Raw genomic sequence first — 15,648 nt, forward strand, 5'->3', positions numbered from 1 at the left:
CGATCTCTCGTTAGCGGGAGGCGAATTCTACAGCGTTACACGCTGCTGTCAACACCTCTTTTTCTCCGCTTTCGACCGAGAAGATCGAAACGTTAATAGAGCCAAACAACACTGCCCTACCAACTCCCTCTGGGCTTCGATGAACTGAAGCAACTCGCTGTCGAATCTTGCGTAACTCCTTGTTTACCAAGGAGTTTTCCGTTTCGACTGCGCCGGAAGTGGGGCGAATTATAGACTTCCAGAATCTGCCGTCAAGCCTTAATTACGCTTTTGTTGCAGAAAGTGGTTTTTTCGCGATAAGGCGGGGAATCCGGCGCATGACAGGCGGAATCCGCAGGATCAAAAGCAGCGCCCCTATAGCTGCATAGATAGCCCACTCTTTCAGATCGGCCCGCACAATCCACAACATGTGGAGCAAACCGAGCCCGACAATCACATACACCAAGCGGTGCAGCTTTTTCCAACGACTACCCAGTCGGCGCTGGCTATAGCGATTGGAGGTCACCGCCAGCACCAATAAGCAAAGGAAACCCAGCGCGCCAACAATAATGTAAGGCCGTTTACGCAGCTCCACCCCTAATTGCGACCAATCCAGCCCAAGGATAAATACGCAGTAAGCTGCCAAGTGCAAAACTACATACGCAAAGCACCAGAGCCCCAGCTGCCTGCGAACGGCAATCCACCCTGCCCACCCGCTAAGCTTCTGCAGCGGCGTCATGCCCAGTGTAATAAGCAACAGAATTAACGTGCCAAGCCCCAACCGATCCATCAGCACTTTGCCTGGATCAGGTCCGAGAACAGAACTCCACGCCTCATACAGCCAGAAAAATGGCCACACCGCAGCAGCTATAAAGACGCCAATGCGCCAGATCGGGTACCGCATCAGTAGTTCTTCCGCAGATCGAGGTCGGTATAAAGGGAGGCAACCTCATCCGAGTAGCCATTGAACATTTGCGTCTCGCGCACATTCGGGCTGAACAAACCACTCGGCAAGCGACGCTCCCGCGCCTGAGTCCAACGAGGATGATCGACCGTAGGGTTCACGTTTGCGTAGAACCCATACTCATCCGCAGCAATACTTTGCCAAGTGGTTTTGGGCTGTTCACTCACCAGGCTGATCCGCACAATGGATTTCACACTTTTAAAGCCATACTTCCACGGCACCACCAAACGCAACGGCGCGCCATTCTGGTTAGGCAGTTCCCGCCCATACATGCCCACTGCAAGGATCGCCAAAGGATTCATCGCCTCATCCAGACGTAACCCTTCTACATAGGGCCAGTCAATCAAGCCAAAACTTGAGCGTTGGCCCGGCATGCTTTTGGGGTCCTGCAGGGTTTCAAAGCGGATGTACTTGGCCTTGGTGGTCGGTTCAACCTGCTTGAGCAAGGCCGAGATCGGAAAGCCCATCCATGGAATGACCATCGACCACGCCTCAACACAGCGCAAACGGTAGATCCGCTCTTCCAACTGGTAAGGCTTCATGAAGTCTTCCAAGGCATAGCGCCCCGGCTTCGCAACCTCCCCATCGATTACGACACTCCACGGCTCGGTCTTGAGTGAACCGGCATTCGTCGCCGGGTCGCCCTTGCCTGTACCGAACTCATAGAAGTTGTTGTAGTGGGTCGCGTCCTTGAAGGGCGTGATGGCCTCGTCCTTCACGGTAACCGCCTGCCATTTAGTACTTGGCAATTTCTCGGCAAACCAGTTCGGCGCCTTGCCCGGTTCAACATCGGCATAACGCGCAGCATTGTCGGCATTGGCCCAGCGCGGCAAGGCGCTGGCAGCCACTCCGGCAAGCGCACCACCGAGCAGGCTGCGGCGAGAGAGATAGAAGGATTCAGGCGTGACATCCGATTCGTGACAATCGGACGCTTTGGGGATCTTGATTAACATGGCAACTCCGCAGCTTTGGAGGACTGATGCACCAATAGACTGCGGAGTATGGGGAACATTACATTAAGGCAATGTTTTGTCCCGGCGCAGATGCAGCAGGTACTGAATCGGCCCCGAAGCGGCGTAGACCAGGAACGCCAGCAGCAGGATACGCGGCGGATCGCTGAAGACGACCGCGAACACCAGCACCACCACCAGGATCGCCACGAAAGGCACGCGCCCCTTGAGGTCGAACTCCTTGAAGCTGTTGTACTTGATGTTGCTGACCATCAGCATGCCGGCGGCCGCCACCATCAAAGCCACCAAGAACGACATCTTCGAACCCTGGATGCCGTAGTCACTGAATGCCCAGACAATACCTGCCACTACGCCCGCAGCCGCCGGGCTGGCAAGGCCAATGAAGTAACGCTTGTCAGCAGTGCCTACCTGGGTGTTGAAGCGCGCCAGACGCAAAGCGGCACCGGCGACATAGATGAAGGCAACCATCCAGCCCACCTTGCCCATATCACCCAGCGCCCAGGCAAACGCCAGCAATGCAGGCGCGACACCGAAGGCAACCATGTCCGACAACGAGTCGTACTCGGCACCGAAGGCACTTTGCGTGTTGGTCATGCGCGCCACACGACCATCCAGGCCGTCGAGCACCATAGCCACGAAAATCGCGATGGCAGCAAAGCCGAAATATTTGCTGGCACTCGCCGCATCACCCGCCGCCAACGCACTTTGAGCGCTCATGGAGTTGATGATGGAATAGAACCCGGCAAACAGATTCGCCGTGGTGAACAGGTTGGGCAGAAGATAGATGCCACGATGCCGGACCTTGCGACCTTCCGCATCATGCCCTTCCTCGACATGTTCATCGATGGGTAGCAGGCTTTCGGCGTCAGAGGCCTGGTGTGGCTCTTCGGGACGTTCGCTCATGGACTTTACCTTGCAACGGTGTGAAAAAATTCGACAAGTACTTGCGGCCAGTGTTCGCCCGCAAACGATGCAGCTTTATACCAGAACAAGCCCCTCAAACGAAAAAACGCGGCCTAAGCCGCGTTTTCTCTTGATGCGTACGACTTAGTTTTTGGCTTTGTCGACGATCTTGTTGGCACCGATCCACGGCATCATGGAGCGCAGTTGCTCGCCGATAATCTCGATACCGTGAGCGGCGTTATTACGACGCTTGGCGGTCATCGAAGGGTAGCCGGTTGCGCCTTCGCTGATGAACATTTTGGCGTATTCGCCGTCCTGAATACGTTTCAGGGCGTTGCGCATAGCCTGACGGGACTCGGCGTTGATGACTTCAGGGCCGGTCACGTACTCGCCGTATTCGGCGTTGTTGGAGATCGAGTAGTTCATGTTGGCGATACCGCCTTCGTACATGAGGTCAACGATCAGCTTCAGTTCGTGCAGGCATTCAAAGTAGGCCATTTCCGGCGCGTAGCCAGCTTCAACCAGGGTTTCGAAACCGGCCTTAACCAGCTCAACGGTACCGCCGCACAGAACGGCTTGTTCGCCGAACAGGTCGGTTTCGGTCTCGTCCTTGAAGGTGGTTTCGATGATGCCGGTACGACCGCCACCAACACCCGCTGCGTAGGACAGTGCAACGTTTTTGGCATTGCCCGAAGCGTCCTGGTAGATCGCGATCAGGTCAGGAATACCGCCGCCTTTGACGAACTCGGAGCGCACGGTGTGGCCCGGTGCTTTCGGCGCGATCATGATTACGTCGAGGTCAGCGCGTGGCACAACCTGGTTGTAGTGGATCGCGAAGCCGTGGGAGAAGGCCAGGGTGGCGCCCTTCTTGATGTTCGGCTCAATCTCGTTCTTGTACAGCGCGGACTGGAATTCGTCCGGGGTCAGGATCATGACCAGGTCGGCAGCAGCAACGGCGCAAGCAACGTCAGTCACTTTCAGGCCATGGGCTTCAGCCTTGGCAACAGTGGCCGAGCCTTTGCGCAGGCCAACAGTCACGTCAACGCCGGAGTCTTTGAGGTTGCACGCTTGAGCGTGGCCTTGGGAACCGTAGCCGATGATGGCGACTTTTTTGCCCTGGATGATCGACAGATCACAATCTTTTTCGTAATAAACTTTCATGAGGTTCCTCTATATATCCAGGCCCTTAGGCCATTCACTAATTGGGTTAGATGCTGAGTACTTTGTCGCCACGAGCAATCCCGGTGACGCCACTGCGTACAGTTTCCAGAATCGAGGCCGTCCCGATCGACTGGATGAAGCTGTCCAGCTTGTCGCTCGTACCGGTCAGTTGAACGGTATAAACGCTGGCGCTCACATCGACGATCTGCCCGCGATAAATGTCAGTCGTGCGTTTGATCTCGGCGCGTTGGCCCCCCGTGGCCTTAACCTTGACCAGCATCAGCTCGCGCTCGATGTGGGCACTTTCCGACAGGTCGACCAGTTTGACCACTTCGATCAGCTTGTTGAGGTTCTTGGTGATTTGCTCGATCACCTCATCGTGGCCCACGGTGGTCAACGTCAGGCGCGACAGGGTCGGGTCTTCGGTTGGGGCCACGGTCAGGCTTTCGATGTTGTAGTTGCGTTGCGAAAACAGGCCGACAACACGAGACAGAGCGCCGGGTTCGTTCTCCAGAAGCAGGGAGATAATGTGCCGCATGATTAAGTACGCTCCGTCTTGTTCAGCCACATGTCGCGCATAGAGCCGTCTTTGATCTGCATCGGGTAGACGTGCTCGCTGGTGTCCACTTGAATATCGAGGAACACCAGGCGGTCCTTCATGGCGAACGCCTCTTCCATCTTCGGCTTCAGATCTTTCAAATCGGTGATACGAATGCCGACGTGGCCATAGGCTTCAACCAACTTGACGAAATCCGGCAGCGATTCCATGTAGGAATGGGAGTGGCGGCTACCGTAGCTCATGTCCTGCCATTGACGAACCATGCCCAGCACGCCGTTGTTCAGGCAGACGATCTTCACCGGAAGGCCGTACTGCAAGCACGTCGACAGTTCCTGGATGTTCATCTGGATACTGCCTTCACCGGTGACGCACGCGACGTCAGTGTCCGGAAAGCTCAACTTCACACCCATGGCCGCAGGGAAACCAAAGCCCATCGTTCCCAGACCACCGGAGTTGATCCAGCGATTAGGCTTGTCGAACGTGTAGTACTGCGCGGCGAACATCTGGTGCTGGCCCACGTCGGAGGTCACAAAGGCGTCGCCCTTGGTCACTTCGCACAAGGTCTCGATCACGGTTTGTGGCTTGATGATGCTGCCGTCGCCCTTGTCGTAAGGGAACAGGCCGCGATCGCCGCGCCATTCGTCGATCTGCTTCCACCAGCTAGCAACCGATTCCTTGTTCGGTGTTTCGCCGATGTCCTTGAGCGCAGCAACCATTTCGGTCAACACACTCTCTACAGGACCTACGATAGGCACGTCGGCCTTGATGGTCTTGGAGATGGATGCCGGGTCGATATCGATGTGGATGATCTTGGCATTCGGGCAAAATTTGCTCGCGCCGTTGATCACCCGATCATCGAACCGCGCTCCGACGGCGAGGATTACGTCAGCATGGTGCATGGTCAGGTTGGCGGTGTAGCTGCCGTGCATGCCGAGCATACCGACGAACTGACGGTCCGAACCTGGGAACGCACCGAGGCCCATCAGGGTGTTAGTGACTGGCAGGTTGAGCATCTTGGCCAGCTCGGTCAGCGGCGCGGAACCGCCACCCAGAATCACGCCACCGCCCGAGTACAGCACTGGGCGTTTGGCCGCCAGGAGCATTTCTGCCGCCTTGCGGATTTGCCCCGAGTGCCCGCGAACGGCCGGGCTGTAGGAACGCAGCTTGGCTTTCTTCGGGAAGATGTATTCGAATTTCTCGGCCGGGTTGGTCATGTCTTTCGGGATATCGACCACGACAGGGCCCGGACGACCGGACTGCGCGAGGTAGAACGCCTTTTTCATGACTTCCGGGATTTCCGACGCATGCTTGATCATGAAGCTGTGTTTCACGATCGGCCGGGAGATACCGATCATGTCGGTTTCCTGGAATGCATCGGTCCCCACCATGGTGCTTGCGACCTGGCCGGAAATGATCACCATCGGGATGGAGTCCATATAAGCAGTCGCGATGCCGGTAATGGCATTGGTTGCGCCTGGGCCGGAGGTTACCAGTACCACGCCGGCTTTACCGGTGGCACGGGCGTAGCCGTCAGCCATATGGGTAGCAGCTTGTTCGTGGCGAACCAGGATGTGGGTAACAGCCGGTTCCTTGAACAGTGCGTCGTAGACATGCAGCAGAGCACCACCAGGGTACCCGTAGATATAGTCGACGCCTTCGTCACGCAAAAAGCGGACGAGCATCTCACCGCCAGATAAAAGCTCCACGTTGTTCACCTCTAAAACGCCAGAATACCGTCCGTTAAAAACCGACGGGTCTTAATAGGTTTACTTCTCAACAGAGCATGAGCGACGGTGGTCGCCGACTACGTCAGCACTGACTGAGCAAGTATTGGGATCGTCCCAAGTGTTGCGGGCTTTTCCCACCCAGCGCGAGGTAACGCGTTGCGGGTGTTACAGGTCGGCGCGGATGTGCGCCTCATGATCTGCTGAGCGGGCCTGCTTCTGGCAGTCCCGATACAGCGGACTTTGGATTCTTCTGTTTCAGCTCTCTCAAGTCAAGCAATAATTGCGCTTTTTTCCAACTAAGCGCATGAGAACGCATAAGAAAGGTGTTTGAGAAGGGATAAAACTCGCCTGAATGTCGTCAAGCGGTAGAAATGTGCGCAAGGCTGCCGGAAAAACCGACAGTCAGGCAATTAACGAGCGTCGACGATGAGTTGGTCGAACTTTTTCAGCGCATTACGCAAGCCAAGGCTCTCCAGCGGCCGATCGGCGTAAACCATTTCAGCCATCTCCATGATCCCCGATGCATTTGGCAACGGCAGATCCTGCTCGAGGATCTGCTTCATGCGCACCAGAAAGATCCATTGCAGCCACTGGTGGAAATCCAGGGTATCAACCGAAAAAGGCTCGACGCTGTTGAGCGCCTCGGCGCTCGGGGGCACCGGGTCCCACCACCCTTGCACGCGCAACTCGCGCTCAATCAGCAATAGCTGTTCGGCAATCGCTGGGAAACGCCCATCCATCAGAGGCTGACCTTGGCTTTTTGCCGAGCCTGAGCGGCACCGGCAGCATCGCCTTGTGCGGCGCGCGCATCACCAATCAGGGCCCACAAGCTGGCTTGTAAGTCGGGACGACCGTTGGCCAAGCTCAGGCCACGACGGGCGAACTGTTCGGCTTGTGGCGCATCGCCCTGGGCCATGCGCACTTGAGCGAGGCGATACAACACTTGCGGCTCGCGCGGTGCAACGCGCTGGGCGCGTTCGAGGCTCGACGATGCACCGTTCAGGTCCCCACCGGCCTGTTGCTGCTGGGCGGTAGTCAGCAACGCGAGTACCGGCCCGTCCAACTGTTCATCAGCCGAAAGGCCGCCAGCGCTGGACGCCGATGGAATGCCGCTAGGCGTCGACGGCATATTGTAGGTGCCCTGATTGACCGGCGCCGTCTGGATCGGCGCGGCATCAATCGGCCCCGACGTGCTTGGCCCTGGGGTCCATGGCTCGGCGCTGATAGGCGCCGAGGTGGCAGCACCACCGCCCGGCACCATCACCACCACACCCGAATCCTGCGGGATGGATTGAGGCGTGGCTTGTGCAGGACGCTTGACCACGGTCTGGCGGAAACCGCCGTTAGCCGAGATGCGATCGTTATTCGAGACGGCAGTGCTCGAGTCCACTACGGGAATTGAGCCGCGCTGCACGCTTGAGCAACCGCTGAGCACCGCTAGCGCTGTAATAGCTGGAATCAACCACTTGTTCACTTGAAACCCTCTTTGCTTAATTCATCCAGCCCTTGACCCAATCCATCACCGAGTCCGCGTCAGCGGGGGCACTGCCACCGCATGCAGCTCCGGGTGGTGGCTCGCTGCCGCGAATATACGGCATCTGCACCGCGCCCGGACAGTTGGCATCGGAGCCCTGCCCCGTGTGCGGATCAATCCAGGCCTGCACGATGTTGTCCGGCTGCGGCATGTTCAGCGGCAGCGGGTCGGCCTTGCGCATGAAACTGGTCCAGACCTGCAACGCACCAGTCGCACCGGTGAACGGCGTCTTGCCATTGTCGTCACGCCCCAGCCACACCACGGCCAGTACATCCTGGCCGAAGCCGGCGAACCAGCTGTCACGCGAATCGTTACTGGTGCCGGTCTTGCCCGCCAGCGTCAGGTTCGACGGCAGCACGCTGTAGACCGAGCGCCCGGTACCTTCACGCATTACGCGCTGCATGGCGTTTTGGATCAGGTAGATGGAACCCGCGTCGAAGCGCTGCTGAATCTGGAACGGATAACGCTTGAGCGGCTCGCCCTCGGCGGTCAGCACACTGCGAATGCCGCGCATCGGTGTATTGAAGCCGCCGTTAGCGAGGGTCTGGTACATCGTCGCCACTTCCATCGGTGTCATGGCGCCAGCACCGAGCAGAATCGACGGGAAGGCCGGAAACTCACGAGTGACACCCAGGCGCGCGATGGTTTTCAATACATTCGGCACACCCACCTCCAGCCCAAGGCGTGAGGTGGAAATGTTATAGGAGTGCGCAATCCCCTGGTACAGGAACACCGTACCGTGGGAGCGACGATCAAAGTTCTGCGGCGTCCACACCTGGCCATTGGCGCCTTTGACCGACAGCGGGTCATCCGAGAGCCAACTGGTAAGGGTGTATTTGCTCGGTTTTTCCAGGGCCGTCAGGTAAACCGCTGGCTTGACCAGCGAGCCAATCGGCCGCACCGCATCCAGCGCGCGGTTGAAACCGGCAAAGCTGGCTTGGCGACTGCCGATCATGGCCTGGACCTCACCGGTTTCCGGGTTGGTCACGACCATCGCGGCTTCGACCTCATCCGAACCTTTACGGCCGCTCAGGCGCTTGAAGGTGTCGTTGACCGACGCCTCGGCTTTCATCTGCAAAATCGGGTCGAAGCTGGTGAAGATCCGCAAGCCTTCTTCGGTCAAGTCTTCGTCGCGATAGTCTTCACGCAACTGGCGTTTGACCAGGTCAATAAAGCCCGGGAAGGAGCTGTCGGCAAGCTTGCCGCGGGTTGTCACACCCAGTGGCATCTTCTTCGCGGCGGCCACTTGTTCAGCGCTAGCAACACCTTGCTGCTCAAGTACATCAAGCACCAAGTTACGACGTTCGAGTGCACGCTCCGGGTTGCGACGCGGGTTGTAATAGGAAGGCCCCTTGACCATCCCTACCAGCAATGCGACCTGATGCAGCTTCAACTCGGACAATGGCTGACCGAAGAAGAACTGGCTGGCCAAGCCAAACCCGTGGACTGCGCGCTGGCCATCCTGACCGACGAATACCTCGTTCAGGTACGCCTCGAGGATTTCCTGCTTGCTGTAATGCAGCTCCAGCAACATCGCCATCATGGCTTCGGTGAGTTTACGGGTCAGGCTGCGCTCGTTGGTCAGGTAGAAGTTCTTGACCAATTGTTGCGTCAGCGTACTGCCGCCCTGAGTCATCTTGCCGCCGGAGGTGTTGACCCAAATAGCACGGGCAATCGACTTCGGCGAAACCCCCCAATGGCTGTAGAAATCGCGATCTTCTACCGCAACCAGGGTTTCGAGCAGATACGGCGGCACCTGATCGAGCTTGATCAGGATGCGGTCTTCAAGGTTCTTCGGGTAAATGCCGCCAATCAGCAGCGGCTCCAGGCGTACCACTGGCAGCTTCGAACCGTTGAGCGACGAGAGCTCGGCGACATAATCGCCGGAGAAGCGCACACGTACCGGCTGGGCTTTTTCCAGGCCTTCATAGAACTGGAAGCCACGGGTGTTCAAGTCGACCGTATTGCCACTGACGGCTGCAGCGCCCGGGCCGTTGCTCACAGGTTCGCGGCGGTAGCCCAAGGCATCGAGCTCGGTAAGGAAGTCATCCTTGCTCAGCTTCTGGCCGGTGAACAGTTCCAACGGGCGTGCGTACACCTTGGCCGGAATGGTCCAGCGCTTGCCGGAGAACTTCTCCTGGACCACGGCGTCGAGGTACACCGCGAAGCCGGCGAGCACCACAAAGCCCACCAGGCTGAGCTTGAGCGCCCAGCCCAGCCACGGGCGCAGGCCGCGCGAAGGAGGTTTTTTACGGGAACGGGGAGATCGGGTTCGAGTCATGGCGGCGGATTATACGCACTTTATTGATGATCAACATGAGCCGGACAGCGGTTTGCACGACCGGCTGTAACAGCCATAATGCCCGCCATGATTTCCCCCAGACTTTGAAGGATCGCCCGTGAGCCAGTCCCTGATCGCTGCCCTGCAAAACCCGGCTTTGTATCCCCACCCGGTTGAAGCGTTTCAAGTTATCGAGACCCATATTTCCTGGGTCATTCTGACGGGTCCCTTCGCTTATAAATTGAAGAAACCGATGAACTTCGGCTTCCTGGATTTCACCCAACTGGATGATCGAGGCCATTTCTGCAATGAAGAGCTGCGCCTCAACCAACGCCTGACCGAAGATTTGTATCTTGAAGTGTTGCCGATTACCGGCACCGCCGAAGCCCCGCAACTGGGCGGCGAAGGTCCGGTGATCGAGTACGCGTTGAAAATGCGCCAGTTCCCGCAAAGCCAACTGCTCAGCACCTTGCAAGCCAACGGCGAACTGACCAGCGCGCACATTGATCAAATGGCCAAGCAGATTGCGCATTTCCATCTCACCGCGCCGAAGGTTCCCCAGGAGCACTTGGCCGGCACGCCGGACGAGGTGATGGCGCCGATCAGCCAGAACTTCGAGCAGATCCGCCCGTTCCTCAGCGACAAGGCTGACCTGGCACAACTGGAAGCCCTGCAAGCCTGGGCTGAAAGCAGCTTCGAACGCCTCAAGCCGCTGCTGGTACAGCGCAAGCTCGACGGCTTCACCCGCGAATGTCACGGCGATATCCACTTGGGCAACGCCACGCTGATAGACGGCCAGGTGGTGATCTTCGACTGCATTGAGTTCAACGAACCGTTCCGCTTCACCGATGTATGGGCCGACACCGGCTTCTTGGCGATGGACCTGGAAGACCGTGGCCTCAAATCCCTGGCACGTCGCTTTATCAGCCAGTACCTGGAATTGACTGGCGACTACCAAGGCCTCGAAGTACTGAACTTCTATAAAGCCTACCGAGCGTTGGTACGCGCCAAGATTGCGCTGTTCAGCATGCCGAGCGAAGCCAGCCCGGTGCAACGCGCCACCACCCTGCGCCAGTACCGCAACTACGCCAACCTGGCGGAAAGCTACAGCACCATTCCTTCGCGCTTCCTGGCAATTACCCACGGCGTATCGGCAGTCGGCAAAAGCCACGTTGCCATGCGCCTGGTGGAAGCATTGGGCGCTGTGCGCCTGCGTTCGGACGTGGAGCGCAAACGCCTGTTTGGCCAGCAGCAAGTAGAGAACACGCCACAGGCCGGCATCTATGCGGCCGATGCCAGCGCCGCAACCTACGCTCGCCTGAATGAAATCGCCGATACCGTCTTGCGTGCCGGCTACCCGGTCGTGCTGGATGCGACCTTCTTGAAGCGCGAGCAGCGCGACGCGGCAGCCAAGATTGCCGAGGCCACCGGCGCGCCCTTCCTGATCCTGGACTGCAACGCACCACAAGCCGTTATCGCCAGCTGGCTGGCACAACGTCAGGCGGACAGAAACGATCCGTCCGACGCGACGCTGACCGTCATCGAAGAGCAGCAGGCCAATCGCGATCCGCTGACAGCCGAAGAGCTGCTCCTCAGCAAGCGCGTAGAGACCAATGAGAGTGGGACTCTGGATGCTCTGGTGGCGCACATTCGCCAGCGCCTGCCTGGCCTGTAAGAAATATTTCTTGGTCGTGTCACCTATCTACGGTGCACGACCCTGCAATAGTGGCACTATACTGGCGTCATAATTCCAACAGGAGTCGCCGTCATGAGTCACCCCAAGCTTCTTGATACCCCGCTCTATGCGCTCCTGCACAAGGACGACATTCGAGGCTTCAACCAGGAACGCCCTAAAGACGGGACTGTCGACATGCGCGGTGGCGACTTCCGTGGGCTGGACCTGCGTGATTTGAACGCCAGCGGCGTCGATTTCACCGACGCCTACTTCCGCTCTACCGACCTGCGTGGCCTGGATTTACGTGACTGCTCATTGGAAGGCGCCAGCCTTGCCCATGCACAGATATCGGGCACCTATTTCCCACCTGAACTGACTGCCGACGAAATCCTGATGTCAGTCAATTTCGGCACTCGCCTGCGCTACCGCACCAAGTGATGTCACCCATCGGACCCGGCTACGCGTCACGCGTACCGGGTGATTCGCGCCTGCCTGCCCTCCCCCCCAATAAAACATTCTTATAATCTTTTCAGCCGTTCCCGACCAAAGAAGTACGCTTTTCCTACTGAGCGCTACACTCCTTTTCAGGCTTGCCTGGTCACGATACCCACCGCACCATTCGGCCGTCGCAAGGAGGCTTGATGAACGATGAGCTGCAACACCTGAAAAACCTTGGCAAGACGTCGGCGCAGTGGCTGCACGCGGTGGGCATCCACAGTGCGTCCGACTTGCGCCGCTTGGGGGCGGTTGATGCCTACCGAGCCGTGCGGACTCGCGGGTTCCGGGCATCGAAGGTATTGCTGTATGCAATTGAAGGCGCGTTGATGGATGTGCACTGGAATGACATTCCGACGGAGCGCAAGGAAGCGTTGAACCGACAGCTGGATGCTATTTCAGCACGCCCGAAGAATTAGCTCAGCGATCAAGCCCAGTGTTTTCGGGCCCTTAAAACAAGTATTCAAGAAAACCAGCAGCACGACGAAAACAAATGTTGACTCTCAAATGAGAATCGTTATGATTATCACAACTGATCGCGAGATCAGCCGATAACTGAAAGACCATTGGTTCGGACTCTCAGATTATCTCCTCATCAGGCTAATCACGGTTATTTGACCCGGCTCTTGCCGGGTCTTTTTTTGCCGATAAAAAAGCTAACCTCAGCGCGTGATAATCAACGGATGCCCACGCTCCGGATGCGGTTGCACTAACACATCCAGACCAAACACAGCCTTGAGCGGCTCAGGTCGCAAGACTTCTGCAGGCGTATCCAAGGCATGTGGACGCCCATCCTCCAGTAACAGAATTCGATCACAGTAGCGGGCTGCCAGATTCAGGTCATGGAGGATCACCAACACCGCTGCGCCTCGATCAGCGAAGCTGCGGATGGCCTGCAAGGTTGTGTGCTGATGCAACGGGTCAAGCATTGACGTCGGCTCATCCAACAGCAACGTCTGCCCCGCTTCACCTGGCCATAACTGCGCCAACACCCGCGCCAGGTGCACACGTTGGCGCTCGCCGCCAGACAACGCCAAGTAACTGCGACCACTCAAGTGCCCGACATCCGCCGCTTGCAACGCTGCGTTGACGATCTCGTCATCGCGCACTCGCCCGGTCTGATGCGGCAAACGCCCCATGCCGACGACCTCTTCGACCCGAAAGGCAAAGTCCAGGGTCGACGTTTGCGGCAGGACCGCCAGGCGTTGTGCACGCTGCGAGCCACTCCAGCTCTTCAGCTCTTGCTGATCAAGCCATACCTTGCCCTGATCCGGATGCAACTCACCGCACAGCGCGCCGAGCAAGGTACTTTTGCCGGCACCATTGGGCCCTAGCACGCCGAGCACTTCGCCCGGCAAAAGGTCCAGGCTGACATCGGCCAACACACTCTTGCGACCGCGCCGGATCTGCAGCGCTTCCACTCGCAGCATCAGGCACGCCCCCGTAACAACAGATAGAGAAAAAAGGGTGCACCGATAAACGCCGTCACGATGCCGATCGGCAATTCAGCCGGCGCCAGAGCCAAACGCGCCACCAGGTCAGCAAACAGCAACAAACTCGCGCCCGCCAGCACCGAAGCCGGCAACAGCACCCGATGATCCGGGCCCGCCAGCAACCGCACCAAGTGCGGTACTACCAGCCCGACAAACCCAATCATGCCCGCCGCCGCCACTGCCGCCCCCACGCCCAGCGCGGTGCAGAACACCAGTTCACGCTTAAGCCTCTCCACATCAACCCCAAGGTGACTGGCCTCGGACTCACCCAGCAACAGTGCATTTAGCGCCTTGGCCCGACGCGGCAACCACAGCGCCACACCGGCGCTCACCAGCAGCAGCGGCCACAACCGCGAATAACTCGCGCCATTGAGGCTGCCCAGGTTCCAGAAGGTCAGAGTACGCAAGGTGGCATCGTCCGCCAGATAGGTAAACAACCCCACCGCCGAACTGGCGAGGGCTGTAAGGGCGATGCCGGCAAGCAGCATCGTCGCGACATTAGTTTGGCCGTTACGACGCCCCAGGCGATAGACCAGGGCCGTGACCCCCAACCCGCCCAGAAAGGCACATAACGACAGTAAGTAAGGCCCAACCGCATCCGGCAGACCGCCAAACAACGAACCACCCACAATCGCAACCGCTGCCCCCAGCGCCGCACCACTGGACACCCCGACCAACCCCGGATCAGCCAGCGGGTTACGAAACAACCCCTGCATTGCCACACCCGACAAGGCCAGCACGCCGCCGACCGCCAGGCCGAGCAATGTGCGTGGCAGGCGAATCTGCCCCAGGATCAATTCGGCTTGCTCCAGGCCCTGGGCTTCAATTGGCACGCCCATCAAGCGCAAGGCGGCCCGCAGCGTATCCAGCAACGGCAGGCTGACCGGCCCCAGGGCCAATGAGAGCCAGGTTGCCAATACACACAACAGTGCCAGCCCGATAAATAGCGTTTTAGGTTTAACCAGAGTGGTCATGGGGCAGGCTTAGCCTGAGACGGATAAAACCCGGCAGACAGTTTCACCAGGCTTTGCGGCAAACGTGGTCCCAGACCGCCAACCAGCAGGGTCGGGTCCAGCTCAAACACCCGGCCATTCTTGGCCGCAGGGGTTGCGGCCAAAATCGGGTTTTCCTTGAACAAAGCCGCACGCGCCGCATCACCGGTCAGGGCGCGATCAGCAAACACCAGCACATCAGGACTCAACCCTGCCAACGACTCCACCGAAAACGGTTTATAGCCGGTGTGGGTTGCCAGGTTGTGCCCGCCCGCCTGTTGCAACAGCCAATCGGCGGCGGTGTCTTTACCCGCAATCAGCGGCTTTCCGCCTGCATGGCCGAGCAACAACAGCACACCTGGCGCCTTTTGCGTGGCCTGGGCCTGTGTGACCCAACGCTTCTGCTGCTTGAGCGCTTGTTCATACCCGGCAAACAATTCGTCGGCTTTCGCCTCATTGCCCAGCAACTTGCCCAAGTGCTGCAGATTACCTTCCAACGTCGCAAGATCCGGCTCGGCCGAAAACATCTCCACCTGCACGCCCGCCCCACGAATCTGCGCAAGCACCGGCGGCGGCCCCATCTCTTCGGTACCCACGAGTACTTGCGGGCGCAGGCTGAGGATGCCTTCAGCCGATAGCTGCCGCTGGTAACCGATGCTCGGTAACGCCGTCAGCGATTGCGGGTGCTGGCTGGTGGTATCCACGCCCACCAACTTCGACTCGCCGCCCAAGGCCGTCACCCATTCCGACAACGCACCACCGGCACTCACCCAGCGTTGTGGCAGTTCAGAGGCTTGCGCCCCGTGGTTGACCAGCAGTGAGGCAACAAGCGCAATAGCGCTGGTACTCAGGCGCATAACAGGGTTTCCTTCCAAGGGCAGGGCCACTCAAACGCTCATCGATGTGACAGATTA

The 15,648-nt window shown here is 58.4% G+C and carries 15 protein-coding genes; 3 read left to right on the forward strand and 12 right to left on the reverse strand.

Annotated elements, in window-relative coordinates:
• Positions 1 to 262 precede the first annotated feature (262 nt).
• The 9 genes from msrQ to mrcB all read right to left on the reverse strand — a co-directional run bounded on the left by msrQ (position 263) and on the right by mrcB (position 10,079).
• Positions 263 to 883, reverse strand: coding sequence for a protein-methionine-sulfoxide reductase heme-binding subunit MsrQ (gene msrQ, locus E0F99_RS15840; RefSeq protein WP_083356758.1), 621 nt, complete (start codon positions 881 to 883; stop codon positions 263 to 265).
• On the reverse strand, positions 883 to 1,896 hold the full coding sequence (gene msrP / locus E0F99_RS15845) for a protein-methionine-sulfoxide reductase catalytic subunit MsrP (RefSeq protein ID WP_083356757.1): 1,014 nt from the start codon (positions 1,894 to 1,896) through the stop codon (positions 883 to 885). The genes msrQ and msrP overlap by 1 nt, the downstream gene beginning before the upstream one ends.
• A 63-nt stretch (positions 1,897 to 1,959) precedes the next feature.
• Positions 1,960 to 2,817, reverse strand: a complete 858-nt coding sequence (gene pssA / locus E0F99_RS15850) for a CDP-diacylglycerol--serine O-phosphatidyltransferase (protein WP_083356756.1) — start codon at positions 2,815 to 2,817, stop codon at positions 1,960 to 1,962.
• A gap of 144 nt (positions 2,818 to 2,961) precedes the next feature.
• On the reverse strand, positions 2,962 to 3,978 hold the full coding sequence (ilvC, locus tag E0F99_RS15855; RefSeq protein ID WP_083356755.1) for a ketol-acid reductoisomerase: 1,017 nt from the start codon (positions 3,976 to 3,978) through the stop codon (positions 2,962 to 2,964).
• A gap of 46 nt (positions 3,979 to 4,024) precedes the next feature.
• Complete coding sequence (gene ilvN / locus E0F99_RS15860; protein WP_083356754.1) at positions 4,025 to 4,516, reverse strand: acetolactate synthase small subunit; 492 nt, start codon at positions 4,514 to 4,516, stop codon at positions 4,025 to 4,027.
• Between the two features lie 2 nt (positions 4,517 to 4,518).
• Entirely contained in the window at positions 4,519 to 6,243 is a 1,725-nt protein-coding gene (locus tag E0F99_RS15865) for an acetolactate synthase 3 large subunit (RefSeq protein ID WP_083360363.1), read from the reverse strand.
• Between the two features lie 431 nt (positions 6,244 to 6,674).
• On the reverse strand, positions 6,675 to 7,004 hold the full coding sequence (locus E0F99_RS15870) for a YqcC family protein (RefSeq protein WP_083356753.1): 330 nt from the start codon (positions 7,002 to 7,004) through the stop codon (positions 6,675 to 6,677).
• Positions 7,004 to 7,738 carry a tetratricopeptide repeat protein gene (locus E0F99_RS15875; protein WP_083356752.1) on the reverse strand — a complete coding sequence of 245 codons (735 nt, stop codon included), beginning with the start codon at positions 7,736 to 7,738 and terminating at the stop codon, positions 7,004 to 7,006. The genes E0F99_RS15870 and E0F99_RS15875 overlap by 1 nt, the downstream gene beginning before the upstream one ends.
• A 16-nt stretch (positions 7,739 to 7,754) precedes the next feature.
• Positions 7,755 to 10,079: a penicillin-binding protein 1B gene (mrcB, locus tag E0F99_RS15880; protein ID WP_083356751.1), complete on the reverse strand. Its 2,325-nt coding sequence runs from the start codon at positions 10,077 to 10,079 to the stop codon at positions 7,755 to 7,757.
• Between the two features lie 118 nt (positions 10,080 to 10,197).
• Between mrcB and E0F99_RS15885 the strand changes: the two genes are divergently transcribed.
• From E0F99_RS15885 to E0F99_RS15895, 3 genes are all read left to right on the forward strand, one after another.
• A complete protein-coding gene (locus E0F99_RS15885) occupies positions 10,198 to 11,754 on the forward strand; it encodes a bifunctional aminoglycoside phosphotransferase/ATP-binding protein (RefSeq protein ID WP_083356750.1) in 1,557 nt (518 codons plus the stop codon).
• Between the two features lie 93 nt (positions 11,755 to 11,847).
• A complete protein-coding gene (locus tag E0F99_RS15890; protein WP_083356749.1) occupies positions 11,848 to 12,192 on the forward strand; it encodes a pentapeptide repeat-containing protein in 345 nt (114 codons plus the stop codon).
• Between the two features lie 203 nt (positions 12,193 to 12,395).
• Positions 12,396 to 12,668 carry a TfoX/Sxy family protein gene (locus tag E0F99_RS15895; protein WP_083356748.1) on the forward strand — a complete coding sequence of 91 codons (273 nt, stop codon included), beginning with the start codon at positions 12,396 to 12,398 and terminating at the stop codon, positions 12,666 to 12,668.
• Positions 12,669 to 12,911: 243 nt separating this feature from the next.
• On the opposite strand, the gene E0F99_RS15900 is transcribed toward E0F99_RS15895, so the two are convergent.
• The 3 genes from E0F99_RS15900 to E0F99_RS15910 are packed head-to-tail and all read right to left on the reverse strand — an operon-like array spanning position 12,912 to position 15,591.
• Positions 12,912 to 13,679, reverse strand: coding sequence for a heme ABC transporter ATP-binding protein (locus E0F99_RS15900; RefSeq protein WP_083356747.1), 768 nt, complete (start codon positions 13,677 to 13,679; stop codon positions 12,912 to 12,914).
• Positions 13,679 to 14,716, reverse strand: a complete 1,038-nt coding sequence (locus E0F99_RS15905) for a FecCD family ABC transporter permease (protein WP_083356746.1) — start codon at positions 14,714 to 14,716, stop codon at positions 13,679 to 13,681. The genes E0F99_RS15900 and E0F99_RS15905 overlap by 1 nt, the downstream gene beginning before the upstream one ends.
• Positions 14,713 to 15,591: a heme/hemin ABC transporter substrate-binding protein gene (locus E0F99_RS15910; RefSeq protein WP_083356745.1), complete on the reverse strand. Its 879-nt coding sequence runs from the start codon at positions 15,589 to 15,591 to the stop codon at positions 14,713 to 14,715. Before E0F99_RS15910 ends, E0F99_RS15905 begins: the two co-directional genes overlap by 4 nt.
• Positions 15,592 to 15,648: the final 57 nt, after the last annotated feature.

This window comes from Pseudomonas antarctica (assembly GCF_900624995.1).
Classification (GTDB): Bacteria; Pseudomonadota; Gammaproteobacteria; order Pseudomonadales; family Pseudomonadaceae; genus Aquipseudomonas; species Aquipseudomonas antarctica.

Bases quoted from the DNA above. Each gene is read 5' to 3' on its own strand.
- E0F99_RS15870 (WP_083356753.1), bottom strand. From the start codon at position 7,004: ATGGATGGGCGTTTCCCAGCGATTGCCGAACAGCTATTGCTGATTGAG.
- msrQ (WP_083356758.1), bottom strand. From the start codon at position 883: ATGCGGTACCCGATCTGGCGCATTGGCGTCTTTATAGCTGCTGCGGTG.
- E0F99_RS15905 (WP_083356746.1), bottom strand. From the start codon at position 14,716: ATGACCACTCTGGTTAAACCTAAAACGCTATTTATCGGGCTGGCACTG.
- E0F99_RS15890 (WP_083356749.1), top strand. From the start codon at position 11,848: ATGAGTCACCCCAAGCTTCTTGATACCCCGCTCTATGCGCTCCTGCAC.
- ilvN (WP_083356754.1), bottom strand. From the start codon at position 4,516: ATGCGGCACATTATCTCCCTGCTTCTGGAGAACGAACCCGGCGCTCTG.
- E0F99_RS15900 (WP_083356747.1), bottom strand. From the start codon at position 13,679: ATGCTGCGAGTGGAAGCGCTGCAGATCCGGCGCGGTCGCAAGAGTGTG.
- msrP (WP_083356757.1), bottom strand. From the start codon at position 1,896: ATGTTAATCAAGATCCCCAAAGCGTCCGATTGTCACGAATCGGATGTC.
- pssA (WP_083356756.1), bottom strand. From the start codon at position 2,817: ATGAGCGAACGTCCCGAAGAGCCACACCAGGCCTCTGACGCCGAAAGC.
- mrcB (WP_083356751.1), bottom strand. From the start codon at position 10,079: ATGACTCGAACCCGATCTCCCCGTTCCCGTAAAAAACCTCCTTCGCGC.
- ilvC (WP_083356755.1), bottom strand. From the start codon at position 3,978: ATGAAAGTTTATTACGAAAAAGATTGTGATCTGTCGATCATCCAGGGC.
- E0F99_RS15895 (WP_083356748.1), top strand. From the start codon at position 12,396: ATGAACGATGAGCTGCAACACCTGAAAAACCTTGGCAAGACGTCGGCG.
- E0F99_RS15910 (WP_083356745.1), bottom strand. From the start codon at position 15,591: ATGCGCCTGAGTACCAGCGCTATTGCGCTTGTTGCCTCACTGCTGGTC.